This is a genomic window from Nicoliella sp. ESL1113 (assembly GCF_058509245.1).
In genome coordinates this window covers 229,875-252,956 of record NZ_CP196388.1, presented here as the reverse complement: position 1 = coordinate 252,956, position 23,082 = coordinate 229,875, and the positions used below count along the sequence as shown (strand labels likewise).

The 23,082-nt window shown below is 35.6% G+C and carries 23 protein-coding genes; 12 read left to right on the top strand and 11 right to left on the bottom strand.

Going from position 1 to position 23,082, the window contains the following annotated elements:
- Positions 1 to 284 precede the first annotated feature (284 nt).
- Positions 285 to 737, bottom strand: a complete 453-nt coding sequence (locus ACSYTJ_RS07945; protein ID WP_491720290.1) for a threonine/serine exporter family protein — start codon at positions 735 to 737, stop codon at positions 285 to 287.
- Position 738: 1 nt separating this feature from the next.
- Positions 739 to 1,509: a threonine/serine exporter family protein gene (locus ACSYTJ_RS07940; RefSeq protein WP_491717542.1), complete on the bottom strand. Its 771-nt coding sequence runs from the start codon at positions 1,507 to 1,509 to the stop codon at positions 739 to 741.
- Positions 1,510 to 1,658: 149 nt separating this feature from the next.
- Between ACSYTJ_RS07940 and ACSYTJ_RS07935 the strand changes: the two genes are divergently transcribed.
- Positions 1,659 to 2,834, top strand: a complete 1,176-nt coding sequence (locus ACSYTJ_RS07935) for an MFS transporter (protein WP_491720289.1) — start codon at positions 1,659 to 1,661, stop codon at positions 2,832 to 2,834.
- Positions 2,835 to 2,912: 78 nt separating this feature from the next.
- On the opposite strand, the gene ACSYTJ_RS07930 is transcribed toward ACSYTJ_RS07935, so the two are convergent.
- Positions 2,913 to 3,497: a hypothetical protein gene (locus tag ACSYTJ_RS07930; RefSeq protein ID WP_491720288.1), complete on the bottom strand. Its 585-nt coding sequence runs from the start codon at positions 3,495 to 3,497 to the stop codon at positions 2,913 to 2,915.
- Between the two features lie 183 nt (positions 3,498 to 3,680).
- Between ACSYTJ_RS07930 and ACSYTJ_RS07925 the strand changes: the two genes are divergently transcribed.
- Positions 3,681 to 3,914 carry a hypothetical protein gene (locus ACSYTJ_RS07925; RefSeq protein WP_491717545.1) on the top strand — a complete coding sequence of 78 codons (234 nt, stop codon included), beginning with the start codon at positions 3,681 to 3,683 and terminating at the stop codon, positions 3,912 to 3,914.
- 78 nt (positions 3,915 to 3,992) lie between these two features.
- On the opposite strand, the gene ACSYTJ_RS07920 is transcribed toward ACSYTJ_RS07925, so the two are convergent.
- The gene (locus ACSYTJ_RS07920; RefSeq protein ID WP_491720287.1) at positions 3,993 to 5,783 is read right to left on the bottom strand and encodes an acid phosphatase; all 1,791 of its coding nucleotides are present in this window, start codon (positions 5,781 to 5,783) and stop codon (positions 3,993 to 3,995) included.
- A 183-nt stretch (positions 5,784 to 5,966) separates the two neighbouring features.
- Between ACSYTJ_RS07920 and ACSYTJ_RS07915 the strand changes: the two genes are divergently transcribed.
- Entirely contained in the window at positions 5,967 to 6,233 is a 267-nt protein-coding gene (locus ACSYTJ_RS07915) for a hypothetical protein (RefSeq protein ID WP_491717547.1), read from the top strand.
- Between the two features lie 101 nt (positions 6,234 to 6,334).
- Here ACSYTJ_RS07915 and ACSYTJ_RS07910 read toward each other — a convergent pair whose 3' ends face one another.
- The 5 genes from ACSYTJ_RS07910 to ACSYTJ_RS07890 all read right to left on the bottom strand — a co-directional run bounded on the left by ACSYTJ_RS07910 (position 6,335) and on the right by ACSYTJ_RS07890 (position 10,064).
- A complete protein-coding gene (locus ACSYTJ_RS07910) occupies positions 6,335 to 6,979 on the bottom strand; it encodes a hypothetical protein (RefSeq protein ID WP_491717548.1) in 645 nt (214 codons plus the stop codon).
- Positions 6,980 to 7,085: 106 nt separating this feature from the next.
- On the bottom strand, positions 7,086 to 7,418 hold the full coding sequence (locus ACSYTJ_RS07905; RefSeq protein ID WP_491717549.1) for a hypothetical protein: 333 nt from the start codon (positions 7,416 to 7,418) through the stop codon (positions 7,086 to 7,088).
- Between the two features lie 196 nt (positions 7,419 to 7,614).
- Positions 7,615 to 8,754 carry a family 20 glycosylhydrolase gene (locus tag ACSYTJ_RS07900; protein ID WP_491720286.1) on the bottom strand — a complete coding sequence of 380 codons (1,140 nt, stop codon included), beginning with the start codon at positions 8,752 to 8,754 and terminating at the stop codon, positions 7,615 to 7,617.
- 160 nt (positions 8,755 to 8,914) lie between these two features.
- Positions 8,915 to 9,241: a DUF5388 domain-containing protein gene (locus tag ACSYTJ_RS07895; protein ID WP_491717551.1), complete on the bottom strand. Its 327-nt coding sequence runs from the start codon at positions 9,239 to 9,241 to the stop codon at positions 8,915 to 8,917.
- Between the two features lies 1 nt (position 9,242).
- A complete protein-coding gene (locus tag ACSYTJ_RS07890) occupies positions 9,243 to 10,064 on the bottom strand; it encodes a ParA family protein (RefSeq protein ID WP_491717552.1) in 822 nt (273 codons plus the stop codon).
- Between the two features lie 709 nt (positions 10,065 to 10,773).
- Between ACSYTJ_RS07890 and ACSYTJ_RS07885 the strand changes: the two genes are divergently transcribed.
- A complete protein-coding gene (locus tag ACSYTJ_RS07885; protein WP_491717553.1) occupies positions 10,774 to 11,706 on the top strand; it encodes a replication initiator protein A in 933 nt (310 codons plus the stop codon).
- A gap of 233 nt (positions 11,707 to 11,939) precedes the next feature.
- Here ACSYTJ_RS07885 and proC read toward each other — a convergent pair whose 3' ends face one another.
- Both proC and ACSYTJ_RS07875 read right to left on the bottom strand, forming a co-directional pair.
- A complete protein-coding gene (gene proC, locus ACSYTJ_RS07880; RefSeq protein WP_491717554.1) occupies positions 11,940 to 12,716 on the bottom strand; it encodes a pyrroline-5-carboxylate reductase in 777 nt (258 codons plus the stop codon).
- Positions 12,717 to 12,831: 115 nt separating this feature from the next.
- Complete coding sequence (locus ACSYTJ_RS07875; RefSeq protein ID WP_491717555.1) at positions 12,832 to 13,713, bottom strand: GRP family sugar transporter; 882 nt, start codon at positions 13,711 to 13,713, stop codon at positions 12,832 to 12,834.
- A 260-nt stretch (positions 13,714 to 13,973) separates the two neighbouring features.
- Here ACSYTJ_RS07875 and ACSYTJ_RS07870 point away from each other — a divergent pair, with 260 nt between their 5' ends.
- The 8 genes from ACSYTJ_RS07870 to sufB all read left to right on the top strand — a co-directional run bounded on the left by ACSYTJ_RS07870 (position 13,974) and on the right by sufB (position 22,971).
- The gene (locus tag ACSYTJ_RS07870) at positions 13,974 to 14,945 is read left to right on the top strand and encodes a YczE/YyaS/YitT family protein (protein ID WP_491717556.1); all 972 of its coding nucleotides are present in this window, start codon (positions 13,974 to 13,976) and stop codon (positions 14,943 to 14,945) included.
- A 333-nt stretch (positions 14,946 to 15,278) separates the two neighbouring features.
- A complete protein-coding gene (nrdD, locus tag ACSYTJ_RS07865; RefSeq protein ID WP_491719415.1) occupies positions 15,279 to 17,465 on the top strand; it encodes an anaerobic ribonucleoside-triphosphate reductase in 2,187 nt (728 codons plus the stop codon).
- Entirely contained in the window at positions 17,410 to 17,991 is a 582-nt protein-coding gene (gene nrdG / locus ACSYTJ_RS07860; RefSeq protein ID WP_491720285.1) for an anaerobic ribonucleoside-triphosphate reductase activating protein, read from the top strand. Before nrdD ends, nrdG begins: the two co-directional genes overlap by 56 nt.
- Before the next feature lie 13 nt (positions 17,992 to 18,004).
- On the top strand, positions 18,005 to 18,778 hold the full coding sequence (sufC, locus tag ACSYTJ_RS07855; RefSeq protein WP_491720284.1) for a Fe-S cluster assembly ATPase SufC: 774 nt from the start codon (positions 18,005 to 18,007) through the stop codon (positions 18,776 to 18,778).
- A complete protein-coding gene (locus tag ACSYTJ_RS07850; RefSeq protein ID WP_491720283.1) occupies positions 18,778 to 19,941 on the top strand; it encodes a SufD family Fe-S cluster assembly protein in 1,164 nt (387 codons plus the stop codon). The genes sufC and ACSYTJ_RS07850 overlap by 1 nt, the downstream gene beginning before the upstream one ends.
- The gene (locus ACSYTJ_RS07845; RefSeq protein WP_491720282.1) at positions 19,931 to 21,154 is read left to right on the top strand and encodes an aminotransferase class V-fold PLP-dependent enzyme; all 1,224 of its coding nucleotides are present in this window, start codon (positions 19,931 to 19,933) and stop codon (positions 21,152 to 21,154) included. The genes ACSYTJ_RS07850 and ACSYTJ_RS07845 overlap by 11 nt, the downstream gene beginning before the upstream one ends.
- On the top strand, positions 21,141 to 21,578 hold the full coding sequence (sufU, locus tag ACSYTJ_RS07840) for a Fe-S cluster assembly sulfur transfer protein SufU (protein WP_491720281.1): 438 nt from the start codon (positions 21,141 to 21,143) through the stop codon (positions 21,576 to 21,578). Before ACSYTJ_RS07845 ends, sufU begins: the two co-directional genes overlap by 14 nt.
- Complete coding sequence (sufB, locus tag ACSYTJ_RS07835; RefSeq protein WP_491720280.1) at positions 21,571 to 22,971, top strand: Fe-S cluster assembly protein SufB; 1,401 nt, start codon at positions 21,571 to 21,573, stop codon at positions 22,969 to 22,971. Before sufU ends, sufB begins: the two co-directional genes overlap by 8 nt.
- The last annotated feature ends 111 nt before the right edge of the window (positions 22,972 to 23,082 follow it).

Genomic DNA, 23,082 nt, shown 5'->3' with positions numbered 1-23,082 from the left:
TATCGTGGCTTATGCCACTAATTTTTATAATCAGTGGCATAAAATTAGTTAAAAATTAAAAACACCCCCATCTGCAAGGAATGGGGGTGTTATTCGAGGAAAAATTGATGATGTACCCGTTTAGATTAAATAATTATGTAATAACAACAGAGGTTATATTCACTAATCATTAAAGGAGTTCAATCTTTAGCATTATTAATTATTTAACCTGCTGTTATTTTACTACGGCTAACATTAAAAGTAAATTATAATTTTAATTAAAAACTAATGTAACAAAAAATTAATTATTTATTTTTTATAATTAATTTCTTAATTGTTGGTTTTAAGAGTTTAAATAAAACTTCTCCAATAATAAAACCAATTCCTAATGCAATTGCAATCAATAACGTTTTTAAAAGTCCTTGCATTGCAAGTTTACTTAATCCTATGGTCAGTTGCTCCATGCTCTTGTAAAACAGTGCACCTGGTACCAATGAAATTACAGCTGGCACAAAGACTAAGTTAACGGGCGTTTTAACAATCATTGATTCCACATTCCCAAATAAACCGACGACAATTCCTGGCAGTAGGTTGGCAACAATTACATTTGCACCCATTCCATCTGCTAGAATATACGCCAGCCAAGCCATTGCGCCGACTAGGCCCGAAGCAATTAGGGTTCGCTTGGGAACATTAGTGATTACACCAAACCCCCAAGTTGATAAAAACGCAAATAGAAATTCAACGCTCAGCACCATTTTATATCCCACCAATCAAAAATTTAATTAATAACTTGCCAATGATTACCCCACCACTAATCGAAACTGCAATCATGGTTGCTTCCATGCCAAGGATCAGTCCAGATAAAATATTTTTAGCCATAATTTCTCTAAATGAGTTTGTCAGGGCAATCCCTGGCACAATCGGCATTAACGAACTAAAGATAATCATATCAGCGTTCGTTCCAGGAACTAAAATGCTAATGAGCATCGCCAACATTCCAATTACAAAACCACCAAACGCCACATCCAAGTAAGGGGTTTTTGATTTCCCTGACATAAACCTAGTTGTTAAATAACCCATAATTCCAACGAAAAAGGATAACGCTAAGTTAACCCAATTAGTATGAAATAGTAGTAATGGAGCCACTGATACTAACCCGGCAGCTAAAATTTTACGGGTGATCGTAAAGTCAATTACCTTATTTCTAATTCTGTAATAATCATTTTTTAAATAATCATATGTAATTTTATTCTCTACAAACTGACGTGATAGATTATTAATCTCATCAACTTTTTGAAAATTAAAGTCATGCCCCTTGATCTTCATAATTTGGTTTTTGATACCGTTTTCATAGTAAACAAATATTACACCTAATTCTGCGTAACATCTTAAGTCGTGCAATCCAGCCTTATGGCCAATGAATTCAACGGTAGTTTCGACCCTATTAATTTCAGCACCACTTTCGACCAAAGTACGCCCCAATCGACAACAAAAATTAGCAATTTCATCTTGTTTATCTACCCGCAATACGCTTCCCCCCACGTGACAATTAATTTAAAACCATTATATCATGATAAAAAATGAAAAACTGAGTCAATCAATGTAAGCGTTTTCTTTTGCTTAAAAAGTGATATAATAAAATTGTGAATTACAGAGATCTGATTGGAGGGATTAAAATGGCTAATAATTCAGAATGGAACGCTAAAACATGGTTTCACCGTTTCGCAATTTTAGCGGTTTCATTGGTCATTACGACTGGAACTGCAATTTCACCAGCACTTCCAGCGATGCAAAAAGCATTTTCAAACTATCCTGCAACCTTGGTAAACATGGTTGCAACAATTCAACAAATTCCAGCGTTCATAGTGCTATTAATGTCAGCACCACTAGCAAAACGATTTGGGATTAAAAAAATGATTGGCCTTGGAATCTTATTGATGGGGATTTCTGGTGTCATCCCAGCGTTCATCCCCAACCTATGGTTAATATTGGGATCTAGGATCATCTTTGGGATTGGAATTGGGATGATCAATTCGTTAGCAATTACGATCATCAATATCTTTTATAGTGGTAATGAACAAGCTCAAATGCTTGGTAATCGCAACTCATTTGAAACGATTGGTCTTTGTATCGTCAATATACTAGTTGGCCAATTATTAAACATCAGTTGGCAAGTGTCATTCTTAGCATACTTCTTTATTTTGATTATCCTGGTAATCTTCTGGAAGGCTGTGCCAAATATCGAAACAGGTGAACCCGTTGGTAAAGATGGACAACAGCAACGCTCAAAGGTTAACCTTGCTGTAATCGTTGCCGGAGTCTTTTGTGCAATCATGACGATGGGACTAGCAACGGTTAGTGTTATGACCCCTACGATCGTTGTTAATGGAAAACTAGGTAGTGCTACCGATGCGAGTTTCGTAATTACGATCTTCACGATTGCTAGCATGTTGATGGGATTTTTATTTGGAACCTTCTTCAAGATTTTTAAAAAATTTGTATTACCCCTGGGCTTGTTAGTGTTTACGGTTGGAATGTCCATCATGAATTTTGCTCCTAATTTAATCGTACTAACGATTGGAGAAATCATTATCGGTGGTGCGTACCCACTTGCTGGGACTTACGTTTTTAACTTGATGGATAAAGTAGCTCCCAAAAATTCGACCGCACTAGCCAACTCAATCCTATTAGTCGGATGTAACGTTGGGACAGCAGTATCACCAATCGTGATGGGATTCTTAAATCAAATTTCACCAATTTCTGGATCTCAACCTGGAATCGGACTCTTTAGTGTATTGATCGCTGTATTAATGATCATTATCTTGGGATTCCAAATATTTAAAAAGCAGTAATAAATAAAAGGCAGCCCATAATTGACGAGCTGCCTTTTATTTTTACCAATACAATAAACATAATTTATAATTTATTATTTATTTTAAATTGTCGTCAGAAAACTGCTTTAATTTAGCCAACAGTTCTGGATCTAATCCTGAATCATCATCATCAGAATAAGACGTTTCATTACTATAATCATCTGGATGTAACCATTGATCGTAAGCCTGGGTATATTCTTCATCCACTTTTCGTTGGGCCTTTTCATAAAAAGCACGGTTACGCTCCATAACGTACCCTACTAATGGCTTATTCTCACTAGGCACTGCATTTCGTTTTTCGTTAAAATTGCCTTTTCTAACAACATCTTGAATCTCGATCAATTCATAATCAGTAATTTTATTAATGCCAGCCCCCTTCTTGTAAGAATGGACCTGAGCTGTAAACCCAACTAAATCACCATCTTTTAATTCATCCAATTTAATAAACGGTTCCGTATAATGAACCCAAGCATGATCAGTGATAAAGTTGCCCATATCATCATGAACATCTAAAAATAAAATCGTAGGTTGGTAGTAATAACCATCTTCGTCATTATATTCTTCAGCATATCCCAAGCGGGTAAATTTCCCAACAAATTCATATCGCTTGTCAGCAGCTAAGTCTTTTAAACCGTTTCTCATATTATCATCTCCAAATTAGCATCAGCTTTATGATTACCATTTTAAGCTAATTTATATTAATAGGCAATGTGGAACAAGCATCAATATTGTTTCACGACTTCCATAAATCAGGCCCAATTTATTTGCTTTAGCGTTATAATAGTTAAGCATATTTTAGAGTGATAAAAGGAGAAATGATTCGTTTTGGATAGTAACTTTTTAGAAATTGATTTTAACAATGGATATCGACAAGCCATCGATGATTCAGTTGCCAACTTAAAGGGCCATCAACCTAGCATTACCCAAATGATGTTCAAGGCTAGTGTTAAAAATCATGACTTAATTAATCGGATTTTTAAGGTTAAACATAGTGAACCTTATCTAATGGGATATAAAGAGGGGCTTCGTATCTTTAACTTTGATCAAATCTCAGGTTAATAGTTCAAATTGAAAATGAGGACCATTCATATAATGAATGGTCCTCATTTTAGCTGTTATCGTCGATTTTTTATTTAATTATTTTTTAGCAATGCTAATATCATGGTTGTTGTATACAATGTGAAGACCATGAGATAATCCAGTAACCTTACTGAACTTACCCTTGTGACTGCCGTAGCTCATAATCTTATCACCGTTCTTAAATTCACCACCGTTAAGTTTAAGGGTTCCACCAAGTGTTGCCCCCTTCTTAACTACTAAGCGGCCCTTCTTAGCAATTGAAGTTGAGCCCTTGCTACTTTGTTTGTAAGTACCCTTAACGGTAACCTTTTTAGCACTAAGCTTAAGATCACCACCACTAACGCTAACAGATCCATTACCAAGAGCTGCGTTATTTGCTGCTACTAATGAACCATCCTTAACAGCAACGCCACCCTTGTATGTGTTCTTTCCAGTTAATGTCAATGCACCAGTACCGGTCTTAGTTAGTTTTCCAACCCCAGTAATGTCGTTACTCCAAGTATCAGCAGCATTGAAACCACCCTTAGATGCATCCATCTTAACGGTCGTATCAGAAACTAATTGGCCATAACCATTAGCAGCGTTGTAGAGGTTCAAACGACCCCAACCTTCACCATCATCTAAGATTGGATATCCAGTAGGTAGTTCGGTAGTTGCAAGAACTGCTCTTCTTTGAGTGGCATTAAGGTATGGTAATCTAGTTTCCAAAAGTACTTCAGCACCCTTAGGAACAACGTAAGTGTGCTTAGAGTTAGCAATCTTTGAGAAACCATAAGTTAAGCGGAAGTTATATTTTTGAGCATTTTCTTCCTTGTTGTCCATTCCATAGCTGTTATTGTCAGCCTTGGATTCCTTTAGGATGCTTTGAGCTTGGTCAAACGCTTCCTTTTTAAGTTGGGCATTTGCAGGGTCATTCAAGATAGCTGCTGCTAATGCAGTCCCTAATACTCGACCACCGATAACATCTAGTGGCGAGTGGCGTCCTGCAACAATTCGGTTGTTTCCTACTTCTGAAGCTCTAGTGATCAATGATTGAAATTTTTGTGGATAAGCATATGCAAGTGCGTATGCAGTTAAGTATGCACTATTAGTGTGACCACTTGGGAATCCATAATCATTAGTAGGATCAGCATTTGCTGATAGTTTTAACGTTGGAATAATTACCCCGTTATCTTGGGCGTTAGTAATGTTTGATAAATCATTCCATCTAAATGGACGTGGATACTTATAAAACTTCTTAGATGTACTACTTGAAGAATAGTTACCATCTTTCATAGTATCAGCTAATTTAACAACACTTCCTAGGCTGGAGTTAGGGTCACCAGTTACTTCTTGTTTACTCCAGTTAGTATCGTAATCCTTAGTTTCTGCATCTGATGGCACTGATGTATATCCACCAGTAATATTTGCTTCTTTTCTGAAGTAATCAGTTAGCGTCCCAAGTCCCTCTTGAGCAGAATAACCCATGTCATTTTTATCATCTAACCATGATGCATCTTCTTCAGCTTTCGTTCTTGTTTTAGCAATGTTGTAATTATAATTAATATTTTCGTCTAAAATCTTCGTGTTAAGGCGTTTTCCGTTGTTCCAATCAGAACCAGGTTGCCAAAGATTGTTCATTTGTGATAATAAGTCAATTGAAGCATTGGTTTGTGCTGTGGTATTAGCACTTGTGTTTGTTTTATAATCTTGAATGAAATATCTTCCTGCGTCTGATTTATGATCAGTATCAATTTCAAGCAAAGCCTTATTAGTACTCTTCTTATCGGCCTTTGCATTTGTGATGCTACTAATACTTAAAAGTGTTAAACCAATTAATACACTGGAACGTAGAATTCTTTTTTTCATGTTAATATCCCGCCTCTTTAATTTATTTTAACAATCTTAATAATAAACTAAGAATTTAGATTTATTGTATATTAATTGTAAAAATATTGTAAAATATAAAGTTGCTATTTTACAATTATTAAAACCATTTGCTAAGTTTTTAAATTTTCAATCAAAAACAATGTGATTTAGGAAGTGAACGATATGCTTAAAAATAAACAAAAAGCACTATATATAATCATTGGAATATTAGATATCATTGTTTTCATTAGTATCTTGATCAGTCTATTTGTTACTAAGGGAGAATACTTTTGGGGAATTATCGCTTTAGTCTCCGTTTACGTTTTAATGGTATTAGCTGCAAGCATTGCCCAACATCATAACCATAACGGAATTTTTAAAAACCCTAAAATTGGTTTGGGACGGGGATTTGCTTTTAATTTAATGTTTTTATTTGTGAAACCAATCTAAATAACAAGCAATAAATAATAAATTATTTATTGCTTGTTATTTATTTTTTGTTATAAAAAAAGGACCAGCCATTTAAGGTTGATCCTTTTTTGATATGGATTTTAGAATGGGAAAATTTCTGGGTTAGTTTGTCCTTGTCCATCATGAACTTCAGGTAAGTCTACAGTGTTACTTGCCATCTTATTCTTAGCAACTGCATAAACAGATAATGTGTAATCTGCAGTAGATGGATAGTTGTAAGTGATAGTACCACCAGCAGTATCATTACTAGTATTAAATGAATAACCATTAAACTTAGTGTAGAAGGTAACATTCTTTTCACCTTGATCATAAAGTCTAACAGCAACCTTACCAGCCTTCGAACGGTCAATACTGTAGTAAGTAGGATCTGGAGTTACATATTGTGACTTTTTAATCGTATAACTCTTAGTTAACTTCTTACCAGCCTTGTTGGTACCATAGATAGTAAAGTTATTCTTACCACTAAAAGCCTTTGAAAGATTAAATTTCTTACTCTTTACGCTTGCAGTAGCAAATTTTGAGCTACCCTTCTTAACAACAACTTTTGTAACGTTCTTAGCAGCGGAACCCTTAACAGACCCCTTAAAACTAAGTTTTCCTGAATTATATGAAACGCTTGGTGTTAATGTAGGCTTAGCACTGGCACTAGCAACATTCCCAAATGCAAATAATGGTGAAATAATTCCAGCAACTAATACTGTTGCAAAAATTTGTTTTTTCTTCATTATAAAAACTCCTTTATTTATTAAGTATTAACGTAATTATATCATCTTAAAACGACAAAAACCAAGTTCATAACTTTTTTTAACTATTTGTAATATCTATGAAATTTTATTTAACGTTATCTTCCTTAGTATATTTATCAAAATACTCGGTCGTTTTTGCAATATGCTTTTCTAAATAGGAACTAAACATTTCGCCGGTATCTTTAGATAGTGACTTAAATTCCTTTCTAGAATTCTTTTTAGTAATATTTCCTGTGATCACAACTGGTGATAAAAATTTCTTTTCTTGAATATGATTTTGCACAAGTGCAACACTTCCAATTGATAATGATGATTTCATTTTAGCTGGAATAAAAAATTTATAGGCTTTTGGAAATAATGGTTTGTTATTACTAAGTTGAATAAAATGAACAATTGCTGTGTTATACTTTAGTGTCATTAGATTAATTCCCTCACATTAATATATTTACCATCATTATAACAGACATATAATTAAAATATGAAATAATAGCCATAATTATAAATAATTTATAATTTATTTTTAATATGTTTATCAAATGCAAATAAAAAGTACCCTATAAATCGTTAGATTACAACTAACAATTATAAGATACTTAAATGATAAATACTTGCGATTAACTAAATTTATTAATTCTGTCGAAATAAGCATTTAACCATGGGAGCGTCTTAGCTTGAATCTGTTCGCCATTATAGCCGTTATTAACATCTGACCAAATTGAAACGAAACTACCTAAGTTATTACTGTTGGGTGCTTGTTGGGTTGAATCTAGATCATCCCACATTCCAGAATTAAACCCTGATAACCGTTGTTTAAAGCTATCAAGTCCTGACTTATCCAAACTACCCTTATCAACAACTACATATGTTATTGCCTGATTATCATTAAAAGTTTTTAAACCAGCCCGATTAATTTCAGGTAACGTAGCATTTAAAGCTAATAGCGATTTACGGTTAGCTGGATCTGAAACGGCACTCGATTGACTCCAATAGTTAACAACGATTGTCTTATCGTACTTATTAACTTGCGATTTTACAATACTATCATTCCAAACCATCATTTGTTTTCCATGACTTCTTAGATAACGATTGATATTATTATCGAACTGCCTAATTGAAACCTCATCTGAATGCCCATCAATTGAAAATTCATCTCCACCAGTTCCGAAGTAACTATTCTTAGGTAATAACGACATATATTCTGAAATTACCTTCTTATATAATGTTGTAACTCCATCAGCACCAAAGTCAAATTCATTTGAAAACGCAAGCATTGAATTAAGGTGAGGATACTTTTTGGCCTTTAATAAGTCGATCATCGCCTTACTATGTCCAGGAATTTCAATTTCTGGGTAAACCGAAACGTGTTTTTCCTTTCCATAAGCAATTAATTCCTTTAATTGTTGTTTAGATAAAAACGGCTGATTCGTTTTCTTACTAATGTACTCACCATTTACATATTTTGCATTTTTAACGGTTTGTCCAAGGAATTCATTTTCAATGCCAAAGTTTTCATTATCAGTCAAATGCAGCATTAGGTACTTTCCATTATGCTCGCTTAAGGTATCAATAAACTTCTTTATTGTTTGTGGCTTATAGTAAGTCCGAGCGGCATCTAGATTCAATCCAGTTGTAATCCCGTAATTCTTAACATGATCATTTTCCTCGCTATTTTGGTCTATTCGCCAAATGATTCCAAAAATTAAGATCAGAACCAGGATAACTGGAATGACTAATATTTTAATCCAGCGTTTCATTATTAAGCTCCTTTTTTATTCATATATATGTTATTGTAACTTATTTTTAAGTAAAAAAATATAAAATCATAAATTCATAACAATAATAAATAATAAATAATAAATAATAAATTTTAAATAATAAAAAAGGGAATCCCTTCATCTGAAGTTATCCCGATTTCTATTTCCTCTTCTTATCTAAAATTTTCTTCATGGTTTTATATTCAATTTTTTCCTCATCAGTTAAGTTATCGACTGCTGATTCTGATAGCTGGCCTAATAATTCTGTCACACTATCTAGTCCCAAAACACTAACTAATGAATTTAATTGGTTTGCAGTATCAACTGAAACCCGAATACTAGTAGATTTTTCACGTTGCTTTCTAGACTTCTCAATTTTTTTAATTTTATTATCAAAATCATTGCTCAACTCGTTTCTAGAAAAAACGTTTTTAGGCATTTTGTTGCGACTTTGATTTTCTAGATTCTTTTTTAATAGATCACTCATATTATTTCACCCGCTTAATAAATTCATCAGTAATTTGGTCATATAGATAATGCACCTTTTGATCATGAATATCATGCTTTTGATTAGGATTATCTGGATCAACAATGCCAATAATATCATATCTCTTTAGTCGTTCCATATTCTTAACGATGGTTTCAAAGACATTATCATTCCCAAATTGCTTCTTAGCTTGATCGAGGATTAATTGATCAACCTGTGATTTTTTCTTTAATAAAACAGGTAATATTCCTGAAATATCATAGTCAGCCTTATAATTATCGATCAACTCTTGTAGGTATTCAATATATGCTTCAGCACCAGTATATGAACGTTCTTGAGTTTGCAAAACTACAATTACATATCTTGATGACATTAAAGCAGAATCAGTGTACAAACTAACGGTCGGTGGCGTATCAATAATGATGTAGTCAAATTGAGATTCCAACGGCTCTAGTAATTTGGAAAAATGAATTGCTCTAAGGTATTGGTTATCCGCTCCTGGATACAGTTTTTCTAAATACAATGGATATGAAGTAAAATCAGCGAAGCTAGGAAGTAAATACAGGTTTTCCTTAATCTTAGTTACAATACTTTCAATATTATTATCGCTAATTGCGGTCATTAAGGTCGTATCGAATTTAACGACTTCCTTAGTCTGGGCCTGTTTAGTTGCTAAATAAAGTGCAGTTGCGTTTGCTTGAGGATCTAAATCAACCACTAACGTTCTATATCCTTTTTTTGACAAGTGATATGCAATCATACAACTATTTGTCGTCTTACCAGTACCACCCTTAAAATTACCAAAAGTCACTATTTTTGCCATAAAATTTGCTCCTCAAAAAAAATTTAAAAAAATTTTTTTGTACGTATTATTGTATAAATGTATTTTTATATTAATTAATACAAGTATTATATAATACTTGTATTAATGTATGCAATGAAAAAGTTTCTAAAAGTGCCTATATCAATGATTTTTCAAACACCATGTATTATTGCATACCTGGATATATGTAGTCATGTATGTGTACATACTAGTATTCATGTAGTAATAAATACATGTATGCAAGCATACATAAAAATATGCTATTGACTATTCTTATTATTACAGTTATTCTTTTCTTGTAATTAAAAACCTACCAAATTGTATGGTTCATTAATTATAAATTATAAAAAAACAATGTATATCCTAAAAATTTAGTTTTGGATATTTAAAAATGAATATAGAAAAAAGAGTGTTTCCAGAGCAACTGTTCACAGCAGTAACCCTAGTAACAGATCACAAGTACCCAAATTACTTGTTCTCCCAACACTCTAATTAAAAAAACTATTAAATTAAAAGTAGTTACAAACGTAACTAACTATAAAAAGACTAGATGGTTGGAGATAATTCTCCAACGAATGCTTTTATTATAGCTTATTGCTATTATCTTTGCAATATTAATAGCTTATTTAATTAGTCCTAAAATACATATTTTAGAAGGGGAGCAAGTAATTATACTTGCTCCTCTTTTTCTATTCCAGGAGGAATAGCTATGCAATTTATCATGTTAGACATTAACCTAATTAAAGACCCAAACTTAACTAACGATGAAGTCATCACATATGCACTACTATGCGATCGAATGAAATCATCAAGAACCAGTAAGCAGTTTTTCGATTCTAAAAAACAAGATTACTATGTCATTTACACGCTCGAACAAATGGCAACGTCGCTAAAGGTATCAATTCGTAAAGTGGGCCAAATCTTCAGTAAGTTGGTCAAATTAGGCTTATTAATTAAGAAAAAGCAATTCAGTAAAGCTGACAAATTGTTCTTGCCTAAATTTAAATCAACTAAGGTGCAAAATTTGCAACAAACAAATGCAGATTCTGCTACTCCACAAATGCAAAAAGTGCAACCTAATCAGAGTCAACAGAATCAAAAAATTAAATCAAAAAGTAATACAGTTAACACAAGTGACGAATTCTCAAACAAATCAGTTGCTAAATGGAAAAAAGCAGTTTGTGGAAAATTAAACGTTAAGGAAATCGTTATTGATCAAATATTAGATTTTACCAAAAATGATTTAAAACAGGCACACTCAATGATGGGGGTTATATTAAATGCGAAAACAAACATTGCAAGGAAGAATAAATTACTAAACAGTCCAATCACAAGGTTTGAAAATAATACCAACCTAGGAAACAAACTCGCAATGCAACTAAAACATATTTTTAGTTATTTACCTGCCACAATGGAAGAACGTTCTAAATACTTAATGAAATCCATGAAAACATTCTTTTTGGAAGCCTTTGGATTAAAAAAAGATGAACTAATTACCCCAATTGCAGCTAGTTCAAATAGGATCATTAAAAAACCAGTTCCAGAATGGCTTAGAAAAGATTATCAACCAAAGGTAAAACCAGCAACTGAAGCCCAAAAACAAGCAGTTTTGAAAAAATTAGAAGAATTTCGTAAACTTTAAGGTGACAATTTGAATGGTATTTACATTTTAGAATTAAATTCATTTTGATTTGTTTTAAGCGTGTTTTAAAGACTTTAATTGTTTAAATGATAAAATACATTGATAACAGTTAAGATCGCTAAAAATGGCTAAAAAAAGCCAATAATGATTTTTAGATCCATTATTGGCCACTATAAGAAGCTTTTTATTAATAATTTAAAATTTATAATTTAAAATTTATAATTAATTATAAATTACATTGATTCGTTAGCGCTCTGAACTGCCTTAATGACAGCATTTCTGAAGCCATTAGCATCTAATTCAGTTACGCCCTTAATCGTGGTGCCCCCAGGTGAAGTGACTTTATCTTTTAACTCTGCAGGAGTTTTTCCAGTATCAAATGCTAATTGACCTGATCCAGCTACCATACTAGCAATTACCCTGTATGCATTTTGACGATTTAGTCCTGCTTGAACAGCTGCATCAGCCATGGCATCCATAAAAACATCTACAAATGCAGGTCCACAACCACCGATCGTTCCAATAATTCCTAAATTAGCTTCTTTGGTGACTATTACGTCCCCTAATAAACTTAAAACTTCATTGGTGGTTTTTTGATCTTCCTTACTAACATCGTATGCAAAGCTCGTTGCAATCGTTCCATGATTAACTGAGACTGGAGTGTTTGGAATAATTGCAGCGATTGGATTGTTAGGAAGTGCCATTTTTACTTCAGTAATTCTGATTCCCCCTGCTGCAGAGATAATAATCGTATGGTTGCTAATCCCATTTAATTGTCTAATTACCTTTACGTTAATATCAGCTGGGACGGTAGAGATAACAACGTCTAATCTTTGTTTTTTGAATTCACTAGGGTCATTAAATAGATTAAACCCCAGCTTTTTTTGAAGTGCTTCAACACGTGGATTAACTGGATTTAAAGCAAAAAGATTGTTTGAATCCAGTTTATTTGTGAATCCTTTTAAAATTGCACTACCCATGTTACCGACTCCTAAAATTCCAATTTTCATGTAGATCCCTCCAATTTTTTATTACTATATTAATGATACTACACTATTAGATTGAAAGGCGCTAAAAAAGTCATCATTGAATTTAATCAATGATGACTTAATGATAACAAATCTTTTATTTACCTAATGATCCAGTAATGATACCACCAACAACAACGATAACTAGTCCGATAGTAACATAGGTGAGACCCTTTTTACTTTTCTTTTCGCCTAGCAATAAGATTCCACTTAAAGTCGAAACGATTACGCTCATTTGAGAAAGTGTAAACCCAGTTGCAATTCCGTTGACTTTAGCTGAGTACATATAAACGGCAGTTGCGATTCCGAAGTCGATTCCTACAGCAATGTTAGCAATCGAACGCTTGTCTGTTAGGGGGTTCGGTTCGTTCTTATCACGGTAAAAGAATGAAATAATAATTGATGCAATTACCATTCCGATTGCTTGAGGGAAGAAAGCACTCCAACCATCTACAACCGGAATTTGAGGAAGAGCTGAGAAACCAACGTAGCCGATCGTTCCTAATAGTAAAACCATGGTTCCCCTTCTTAGGACTGCAGGATCGAGTCCCTTACTTGCATCTTCTTTATCAGTCTTGGTAGTGAACAAAATTCCAATCATGATTAGAATCAAAGCAAGAAAACCAAATATTTTATCAGTTCCAGTTGCCCACTCTCCGAAGAAAAGCACTCCCACTACTGATGTTCCGACTAGCTGAGCACCAGTTGAGATTGGCATTGCTCTTGAAACCCCAATTTCTGGGAACGACCAGTATTGTGATAATTGTCCACAGGCCCAACATGCACCAGAAATTAAACACCAGATAAATGCACTTGATGATAGTTGTGGATGTTTGAACAATGCAATTACGATCGCAACGATCAAGGCACCATAGGTATTACCGACTAGCTGGTTGATCGGTCTACCACCAGTTTTACCAGCGATTAAGGGCATCAATCCCCATAGCGCAGCTGGCACTAACCCAATTAAAATATTCATTTGAAAAACTCCCTTATAATAATAACATTTCGAATTTAAATTTATGAATATAATTGTATACCCTTTTTTGACAAAGGTAAAGGAATCTTTAGAAAAAAAGCGCTTACAATTGCATAAAAACAACGATGAAAACGCATTCATAACAGCGTTTTGAAAGCGTTCACAAAAGCTTGAAAAATATTTGTAAGCGCTTTTTTAAAAAAAAGCTGGAAAGTGTTATATAATAGAATTGCAAATATTAATTAAGGGAGTTGATTTAATTGGCAGGATTTAAAGCTGTCAGTGCTCAATCAGAAGACGACTTTGATAAACAACCGCAAAAAAATCATAAATTTATCAATATTACATTAAGATCGATAATGTCATTTGTTGGAATTGCCATTCTTTCCATGGGGGCAGCGTTTTTAAAGCAAGCTAACTTAGGGATGGATCCATTTACTGCGATGAATATTGGTTTTTCAAACTCGTTGCACATAGAATTAGGTTCATTTCAATTGATGGTCAATGGATTACTATTTATTTTAGTGCTGATATTCGATCGCAAGCAAATTGGGATTGGAACGATTTTGAACATGGTGTTAGTAGGTTATGAAATTCAGTGGTTCTCATCATTATATGGGATTATTTTTCCTCATGGTGGTGGAATCTATGTCGTTATTGTTGATGTTATTGCTGGATTGATTTTATTTACATTAGGAACATCAATATATATGTCGCCATCTTTAGGAGCTTCTCCGTATGATGCGATCGCACCAATTTTTTCTAGTCGGTTGCACATTAAATATCAATTAGTTAGAAATATTCAAGATGTTTTCTTCATGGTCCTTGCATTTGTTGCCCATGGAGCCGTTGGGGTTTTAACATTAGTGGTTGCCTTCTTTGCTGGACCACTGATCAACTATTGGAACCAACACTTTAGTCAACAATTGGTTTACCATATCGATCACTTTAGTACTGAACCAACCATTAAGAATGCGAGTTCAGGAATTGCTGGGGTCGGTAAAATGGGTTATAGTATGTTTATCCATGCTTATCAACAGACATCATTTGTTGAACAACACTTAGCAGGATACTCCGATGAAGAATTGATCGAATTGACTCACAACACTCAGAGATCAATTGAAAGATCCGTTAAATTACAGCGTAATCTTCAAGCACGTTTAGATGCATTGAAGCAAGAAGCTAACAAACGGCATATTAAGGTCCCTAAGTTGGATGAGTACGAAAAATAAACAAATTAATTAATAACTTAAAAGCCAGTCACTTAATTGTGGCTGGCTTTTTTTACATAGAAATGAAACACATTCTGTTAATTTGTGAAATTATAATCAATATTAGACGATTGATTAATGCAAGGGGTTTAAATATCGCTTACAACTAAAAAAATTTTTTCAAAAAATATTGCAGTGACCCAAATATTATTATACCAATTCCAAGCCACATTAGATTGTAGACTAACTTTTGGTTTTGAATGGGCTTGGACTTGATAACACTATATATGTGCTTTATCTTTATATGTAGCACTATATATAGAATATCAAATTCAAGAAGGGTCATGATTGAAAATGCGATCTGAAAAAATCAACCAAGTGATAGTCATTAAACAAAGTGGCGAAAAAACACCATTTTTTAGTTATAAATTAGATTATTTATTTAATCAATTAGCTATTAATGAAGATCTAAAAAGCCAATTTTATAATTCATTATTAACGGCTGTAAGTAATAATGAATTAAAAACCAGCATAATTCGTGAATGTTTTAACAATTTATTGTCTAATAATAAATTATATGATAAATTACAAAAGTATCAAAAATATTATAAACAAGATCAAAAAAGATGGCAGGAAGCAACTGATATTGATCAGAACCTCAAACAGTTGTTTGATAAGAACGCTAGAGTTGTTCATGAAAATGCGAATAAGGATAGTAACGTATTCAATACTCAGCGTGACCTACAAGCGGGACGGGCAAGCAAGGCGATTGGATTAAAAATGCTACCACCATTAGTTGCGAAGGCCCATTTACGTGGTGATATTCATTGGCATGATCTAGATTATTCACCAGCAACCCCTGAAACTAATTGTTGTTTAGTTGATTTTGCGAACATGTTGAACAATGGGTTTAAGATTGGAAACGCAAAGGTTGCTTCCCCAAAGTCGATTCAGACTGCCACCGCTCAAGTTGCCCAAATTATTGCTAACGTTGCTTCACTGCAATACGGTGGAATTTCATTTGATCGAGCTGATGAAGTACTCGCTCCGTTTGCAAAGTTAAACTATCAAAAACATATTCTGGAAGCTAAAAAGTGGGTTGTTAAAGATAGACAGGAAGAATATGCGCGTCAACGCACCCAAAAAGATATTTACGATGCGATGCAAGCTCTTGAATATGAAATTAACACGCTCTATTCTTCTCAGGGCCAAACTCCTTTTACAACGGTTAGTTTTGGTTTAGGAACGAATTGGTTTGAAAAAGAAATTCAAAAGGATATTTTCGAAATTAGAATCAAGGGGCTTGGTGTCGAGCAACGCACTGCAATCTTTCCTAAACTGACCTTTACTTTGAAACGAGGTTTAAACCTAAACCCGAGCGATCCTAATTATGACGTTAAGCAACTGGCGGTGGAATGTGCCACAAAACGGATGTATCCAGATATATTGAATTACGATACTTTATCCGATATTACTGGTAATTTTAAGGCGCCAATGGGATGTCGATCATTTTTGCCAAAGTGGGTAGATGAAGATGGACATGAAATCAATGCTGGTCGGATGAACTTAGGGGTAGTTACGGTCAATTTGCCGCGAATCGCACTTTATGCGAATGGAAGTAAATCAGCATTTTGGAATATTTTTAGGGATAAAATGCGAATTGTACATGAAGCATTAGCCTATCGTATCAAGCGCTGTACTGAGGCAAAACCTTATAATGCCCCACTGCTTTATAAGTACGGTGCATTTGGCAAAAGGTTGCGTGATGATGATAGTGTGGATGAATTGTTTAACCATGAGCGAGCAACTGTGTCAGTAGGTTACATTGGCCTATATGAAGTTGGAACGAGCTTTTTTGGTCCGAATTGGGAACGTAACGAAACTGCCCATGAATTCACTTTAGAAATCGTTAAGCAACTGAACCTACTATGCCAAAAATGGTCGCAGCAAAGTGGCTATCACTATAGTTTGTACTCTACGCCAGCTGAATCCTTAACCGATACGTTTTGTCAGGATGATATCGATAAATTTGGCAAAATCGATTCAATTACTGATAAGGAATACTACACAAATAGCTTTCATTATGACGTACGCAAAAATCCGAACCCATTTGAAAAATTAACCTTTGAAGAAGCATATCCACATTATGCTTCAGCGGGATTTATTCATTATTGTGAATATCCAAATTTAAAGCAAAATCCTAAGGCACTGGAGGCTGTTTGGGATTGGGCATACGATCACGTTGGTTATCTAGGAACCAATACTTCAATTGATCAATGCTTTAAGTGTGGCTTTAAGGGTGATTTTAATGCAACTGCGAAGGGATTTGTTTGTCCGCAATGTGGCAATCATGATCCCAGGTATTGTGACGTCGTTAAGCGAACTTGTGGTTATTTAGGTAATCCACAAGCGCGGCCAATGGTTCACGGGAGACATGTAGAAATCTCAGCGCGTGTAAAACATATGACAGGAGGAATGATCAAAAATGCGGCAGAACATGAAAGGGCCAAACAATCCGACACCCAAAGAATGGCGCGCTAATAAATTGAGTTTGCAATACGTTGCAGATTATAAGCCGTTCAATTTTGTAGATGGCGAGGGCATTCGGTGTAGCTTATACGTTAGTGGATGTTTATTTTATTGTCCTGGTTGTTACAATGTAGCAGCACAAAATTTTCACTACGGTCAACCTTATAGTCAACAGCTAGAGGATCAGATCATAAACGACATGCAAAAGCCATATGTTCAGGGCTTAACTTTACTGGGTGGAGAACCCTTTTTGAATACACAGGTATGTTTAAAACTTTGCCAACGAGTTCGGAAGGAATTTGGGCATACAAAAGATATTTGGTCTTGGACTGGCTATACCTGGGATGAGTTAATGCAGGAGTCTTATGACAAGCTAAAATTACTTTCGTTGATTGATATTTTAGTTGACGGGCGGTTTTTAGAATCACAAAAAGATTTGACGCTTCAATTTAGAGGAAGCGCGAATCAAAGAATTATCAAGGTTCCAGAGTCATTATCAAAAAACCAGGTCGTCTTGTGGGATCGTTTGATTCATTAATAGGAGGGATAACGTGTTAAAAATAGAAGATCTACATGTTCAAATTAACGAAACGGGTACCGAGATATTGCACGGATTGAATTTAACGATTCCAGATGGGGAAATCCATGTCATTATGGGGCCTAACGGGACGGGAAAGTCAACGCTCTCACAAACCATTATGGGATCCAGTCGTTATTCGATTAATAGCGGTTCGATTACATTAGACGGGATTCGACTAAATGAATTATCAACTGATCAAAGAGCACGGTTAGGGATATTCTTAGCGATGCAATACCCGACTGAGATTACTGGGATTAAGAATGTTGATTTTATTCGTGCTGCCGTAGATGCAATGCGTCCCAAGTCACAGCGGTTAAGCGTCTTTGAGTTTATGAACCAACTAGCGGCGAAAATGAAGTTACTATCCATCCCAGAAGAATATACTGATCGTTACTTGAACCAAGGTTTTTCTGGCGGTGAAAAAAAACGCAACGAAATTTTGCAAATGATGATGATCGATCCCAAACTATCGATTTTAGATGAGATTGATTCGGGATTGGATATTGATGCCTTAAAGGTGGTCTCAAATGGAATCAATGCAATGCGCTCAGTTCATTTTAGTTGCTTGATCATTACCCACTACGATCGAATTTTAAGATATGTAAAACCCGATGTGGTCCACGTTATGATGGGCGGAAAGATCGTTACTAGCGGGGGGTTAGAATTAGCTGAAAAACTGGAAAATGGTGGTTATGCTAACTTACGAAATGAACTTGGACTAGACGTTGAGCTGGTGGATGAATGATGACTAACATGACGCTTGAATCCTTTTCTAAACACAACCAAGAACCAAAATGGCTTACGATAAAACGCCAATTAGTGAGTGCAATGATTAATAAATTACCATTAGACAGTCAGCAAGCTAAATATCAATTTGAAATCCCACCATTGATAGCAAAACCAATTGACTTAACTAACCATGCTCCAAATGATTTAAGAAAGCAGGGCATGGTATTGATGGATCTATTGGGTGCAGCTCGTCAATATCCAAATTTGATTCAAGAAAATCTGATGGAAAAGGCGGTGGAATGGCGTAGTAATGCATTAAATGCAAGGCACCTGGCCTATCTTCAATCGGGAGTATTCATTTACTTACCACCGAACCTAGTTGTTCGAAAACCGTTGAACATTAGTCAACTGCTCGATCATTCGGCCCAAGAAAAACACGTTTTAATCATTGCAGGCGCAAATTCAAAGCTAGCCGTCATGTTTGAAGATAAACGAACTGAAATAGGTGATGATTGTCTAGTGGTTGAAGGATTACTAGGTGATAATGCACATGTTAAATATTACGATGCTGCTAATTCTAATAGTTACCGCAATCATCGCATTTTGAATGCATACCTTGCACAAAATGCATCCCTGCAAACCTTTGTTGGGCTATTCAATCATCATGATACTCGTTATGAAAGCAATCTTAATCTTGATGGTCAAAATAGTGTTGGGCAGATTAACATTGTTAACCTCGGTGAGAGCAGTCAGGTGCAATCGATTATTACATCAATTGTTAATGAAGGTCCTCACACCCATGGTGAAATAAACGAACGCGGCGTTGTTGCTGATAATGCCAAAACACATTTTTTTACCAACGGAATTATTCATGCAAACGGCTCATCCGCTTATTCTAATCAAGTGAGTCGGCTGTTAACGCTTGATGAAACAAGTCATGGGAAAGTCAATCCCGTGTTATTGATTGATAATTATGATGTTATTGCTGGACACGCTGCCAGTGTTGGGAAGGTTGATTCTGATCAATTATACTATCTAAACAGCCGTGGCATCGATTTGATTACAGCCAAACGAATGTTGACCAAGGGCTTTTTGTTACCGCTGGTTGATCAATTTCCTGAACGTGCAATTAGAAATAAATTAATGAATAGACTGGAGGATCGCTTTAATGTTGGATGAATCAGTGCGCAATCACTTTCCGTTTTTTACCAATAATGATCAATCACTGGCATACTTTGATAACGCAGCAACTACTCAAAAGCCAGCTAATGTATTAAAAATTATTCAAGATGCCTATATTAACGACAGTTATAATGTCCATCGAAGTGGATACACGGCTGCCCAAGCTACTACTGACAAGTACGAGGCTGTGAGGAAAAAGGTTGCAAAATTTATTAACGCCCCGAATGAAAGGTCAATCATATTTACCCGTGGGACAACCGATGGGCTCAATCTGATCGTGAATGGTTATTTTAAGACACGGATCAAACGTGGGGACGAAATTGTTGTGGCGATTAGTGAACACCATAGTAACCTACTGCCCTGGATGCAATTAGCGAATATCAATGGGGCACGGTTAAGGTATCTTGAAATAGATGCTAGTGGTCGATTAGATATTGAACAGGCGCAAAGGATTATCAATGATCGGACAAGTGTCGTTGCGGTGGGGGCAGTGTCCAACGTTTTAGGAACGCTCAATCCAGTTAAAGCAATTGGAGCCATTGCACATGCCCATGGAGCTCAAATGGTCGTAGATGCTGCACAAGCAATTGCCGAAATACCAGTTGATGTTAACGAATGGAATGCCGATTGGATTGCTTTTTCTGGGCATAAAATGTTGGGACCAACGGGAATCGGCGTATTATACGGGCGGATTGAAAATCTATCAAAAATGTTGCCGATTCAATTAGGCGGTGAGATGGTCGAGATGGTGATGCGTGATCAATTTACCGTCCAGCCGATTCCATGGCGCCTGGAAGCGGGGACGCCAAATATAATTGGTGTTTTAGGCTTGGGAGCTGCAATTGACTATTTAAATCATCTGGGGATGAACAACATTCAAGTGCGTTGTCAAAATTTAGGTCAATCATTATATGATGAGTTGGCTAAAATTAGCGGCGTGAGTCTATACGGTCCCAAGCAGCGGAAAACGGGGATTGTTTCTTTTAACGTCGATGGTGTACACCCCCACGATGTGGCCACGATTCTTGACATGGCAAATATTGCAGTACGAGCTGGGTATCATTGTGCAGAGCCTTTAATGCATGCATTGGGGACGAACGGTGCAGTGCGGGCCAGTGCTTATATCTATAATTCACAACGAGAAATTGATCGGCTTGTAAATACAATTCGAGAGGCTAAGGAGTTCTTTGTTGACCATGCAAATCAATGAAATTTATCAACGAGTCATTATGGACTACGCAAATCAATTGCATCCATGTCCATTAAATAAGACGACCTTTATGGTCAATCTTAGCAACCCTACTTGTGGTGATCGGATTCAGCTCAATCTTGAACTAAAGAATAGTGTAATTGATTCAGTCAACTATCGAGCAAGCGGTTGTATTATTTTTAAAGCCTCGCTAGCAATGTTATCACAACTGATGATTGGCAAAACATTACCAGAGGCTAATGAATTGATTGACCGTTTTTCACGCCTAATGATGGGAGCAGCGTTATCGAAAGCAACTGAGGCATCACTTGGAGATGCACAGATAATGCATGCAATTGTTAAACTGCCGATGCGAATCAAATGTGTCATGCTGCCGTGGAAGGCCCTTTTACAAGCGATTAATGGAGATGTTGACGATGGATGAATCAATTAGAAAATTAAACGATGAATATCAATATGGCTTTAAAGATAAATATGAGCCAATTTATACAACTGGAGCGGGATTGAACGAAGCAGTCGTTAGGCAAATTTCAGTTCAAAAAAACGAACCAGAATGGATGTTAGACCTTAGATTAAAGGCCCTTAAAATTTACAATCAATTACCAATGCCTAATTTTGGCCCAGACCTATCTGAATTAGATTTAAACCAAATTAATTATTTTCAACGCGCTGCTGATCACGTTTCGCGTGATTGGGATGACGTCCCATCAAGGATGAAGAAAACGTTCGAAAAAATTGGGGTTCCTGAGGCGGAACGCAAGTATTTGGCAGGTGCTGAGGCCCAATACGAATCAGAAGCCGTTTATGCGAACTTAAAGCAAGAATTTGCTCAAATGGGGATAATTTTTACCGATACCGATACTGCTTTGAAGGAATACCCAGAAGTGATCAAGGAATATTTTGGTCAACTAGTTGGCCCTGAAAACAACAAATTCGCCGCCTTGAACACCGCTGTTTGGTCAGGAGGAGTGTTTTTGTATGTTCCCAAAGGGGTCCACTGTCAAGTTCCAATTCAGAGTTTCTTTCGGATTAATAATGGCAACACTGGTCAATTTGAACGAACATTAATTATTGTCGATGAGGGGGCAAGTGTTAATTACGTTGAAGGCTGTACAGCGCCTAATTATTCTGAAGATAGCCTACATGCGGCAGTTGTTGAAGTATTTGTGAAGCGTGACGGCTTTGCTAGGTATACGACGATCCAAAATTGGTCTGATAACGTCTATAGCCTAGAGACCAAGCGGGCTTCTGCTGCTGAAAATGCAACTATGGAATGGATCGATGGGAACTTAGGGTCTAAAGTGACGATGAAGTATCCAAGTATTGATTTAAATGGTCCTCATGCAACGGGAACGATGCTGTCAATTGCTTTTGCTAGTCATCACGTTTATCAAGATAACGGATCGATTATGCGTCATAACGCCCCGCTCACTTCTTCAAACATTGTTTCAAAGTCGATTTGTAAGACCGGTGGAACTTGTAATTATCGCGGGAAGGTACGTATCTCAGAGCATAGTAATGGTGCCAAGTCACATATTGAGTGTGATACGATCATCATGGATGATGAATCAAAGAGCGATACGATTCCGCAAAATATTATTAATAATGGGGATGCGACCATTGAACATGAGGCTAAGGTGTCCAAGATTTCTGCAGAGTCGCTTTATTATTTGATGAGCAGAGGATTGAGTGAACAAGCAGCCACTAAAATGATCATTATGGGTTTTATTGAACCGTTTGCTAAGCAACTGCCAATGGAATATGCTGTCGAGTTAAATCTTTTAATCGATTATCAAATGGATGAATCAATTGGTTGATTCAATTTTAATTTTTAATCTATGATAAATAAAATCAGCTTAACGCAAATTAAGTTGATTTTTTAGTATCCAAATAACCACCAGCATTTTTGTTTATAATAACTTATTATG

What these genes read in the sequence shown, in the direction of transcription:
- ACSYTJ_RS07945 (WP_491720290.1), bottom strand. Translation starts at nt 737, where the DNA reads ATGGTGCTGAGCGTTGAATTTCTATTTGCGTTTTTATCAACTTGGGGG.
- ACSYTJ_RS07935 (WP_491720289.1), top strand. Translation starts at nt 1,659, where the DNA reads ATGGCTAATAATTCAGAATGGAACGCTAAAACATGGTTTCACCGTTTC.
- ACSYTJ_RS07930 (WP_491720288.1), bottom strand. Translation starts at nt 3,497, where the DNA reads ATGAGAAACGGTTTAAAAGACTTAGCTGCTGACAAGCGATATGAATTT.
- ACSYTJ_RS07920 (WP_491720287.1), bottom strand. Translation starts at nt 5,783, where the DNA reads ATGAAAAAAAGAATTCTACGTTCCAGTGTATTAATTGGTTTAACACTT.
- ACSYTJ_RS07915 (WP_491717547.1), top strand. Translation starts at nt 5,967, where the DNA reads ATGCTTAAAAATAAACAAAAAGCACTATATATAATCATTGGAATATTA.
- ACSYTJ_RS07910 (WP_491717548.1), bottom strand. Translation starts at nt 6,979, where the DNA reads ATGAAGAAAAAACAAATTTTTGCAACAGTATTAGTTGCTGGAATTATT.
- ACSYTJ_RS07905 (WP_491717549.1), bottom strand. Translation starts at nt 7,418, where the DNA reads ATGACACTAAAGTATAACACAGCAATTGTTCATTTTATTCAACTTAGT.
- ACSYTJ_RS07900 (WP_491720286.1), bottom strand. Translation starts at nt 8,754, where the DNA reads ATGAAACGCTGGATTAAAATATTAGTCATTCCAGTTATCCTGGTTCTG.
- ACSYTJ_RS07895 (WP_491717551.1), bottom strand. Translation starts at nt 9,241, where the DNA reads ATGAGTGATCTATTAAAAAAGAATCTAGAAAATCAAAGTCGCAACAAA.
- ACSYTJ_RS07890 (WP_491717552.1), bottom strand. Translation starts at nt 10,064, where the DNA reads ATGGCAAAAATAGTGACTTTTGGTAATTTTAAGGGTGGTACTGGTAAG.
- ACSYTJ_RS07885 (WP_491717553.1), top strand. Translation starts at nt 10,774, where the DNA reads ATGCAATTTATCATGTTAGACATTAACCTAATTAAAGACCCAAACTTA.
- proC (WP_491717554.1), bottom strand. Translation starts at nt 12,716, where the DNA reads ATGAAAATTGGAATTTTAGGAGTCGGTAACATGGGTAGTGCAATTTTA.
- ACSYTJ_RS07875 (WP_491717555.1), bottom strand. Translation starts at nt 13,713, where the DNA reads ATGAATATTTTAATTGGGTTAGTGCCAGCTGCGCTATGGGGATTGATG.
- nrdD (WP_491719415.1), top strand. Translation starts at nt 15,279, where the DNA reads ATGCGATCTGAAAAAATCAACCAAGTGATAGTCATTAAACAAAGTGGC.
- nrdG (WP_491720285.1), top strand. Translation starts at nt 17,410, where the DNA reads ATGCGGCAGAACATGAAAGGGCCAAACAATCCGACACCCAAAGAATGG.
- ACSYTJ_RS07850 (WP_491720283.1), top strand. Translation starts at nt 18,778, where the DNA reads ATGACTAACATGACGCTTGAATCCTTTTCTAAACACAACCAAGAACCA.
- ACSYTJ_RS07845 (WP_491720282.1), top strand. Translation starts at nt 19,931, where the DNA reads ATGTTGGATGAATCAGTGCGCAATCACTTTCCGTTTTTTACCAATAAT.
- sufU (WP_491720281.1), top strand. Translation starts at nt 21,141, where the DNA reads ATGCAAATCAATGAAATTTATCAACGAGTCATTATGGACTACGCAAAT.
- sufB (WP_491720280.1), top strand. Translation starts at nt 21,571, where the DNA reads ATGGATGAATCAATTAGAAAATTAAACGATGAATATCAATATGGCTTT.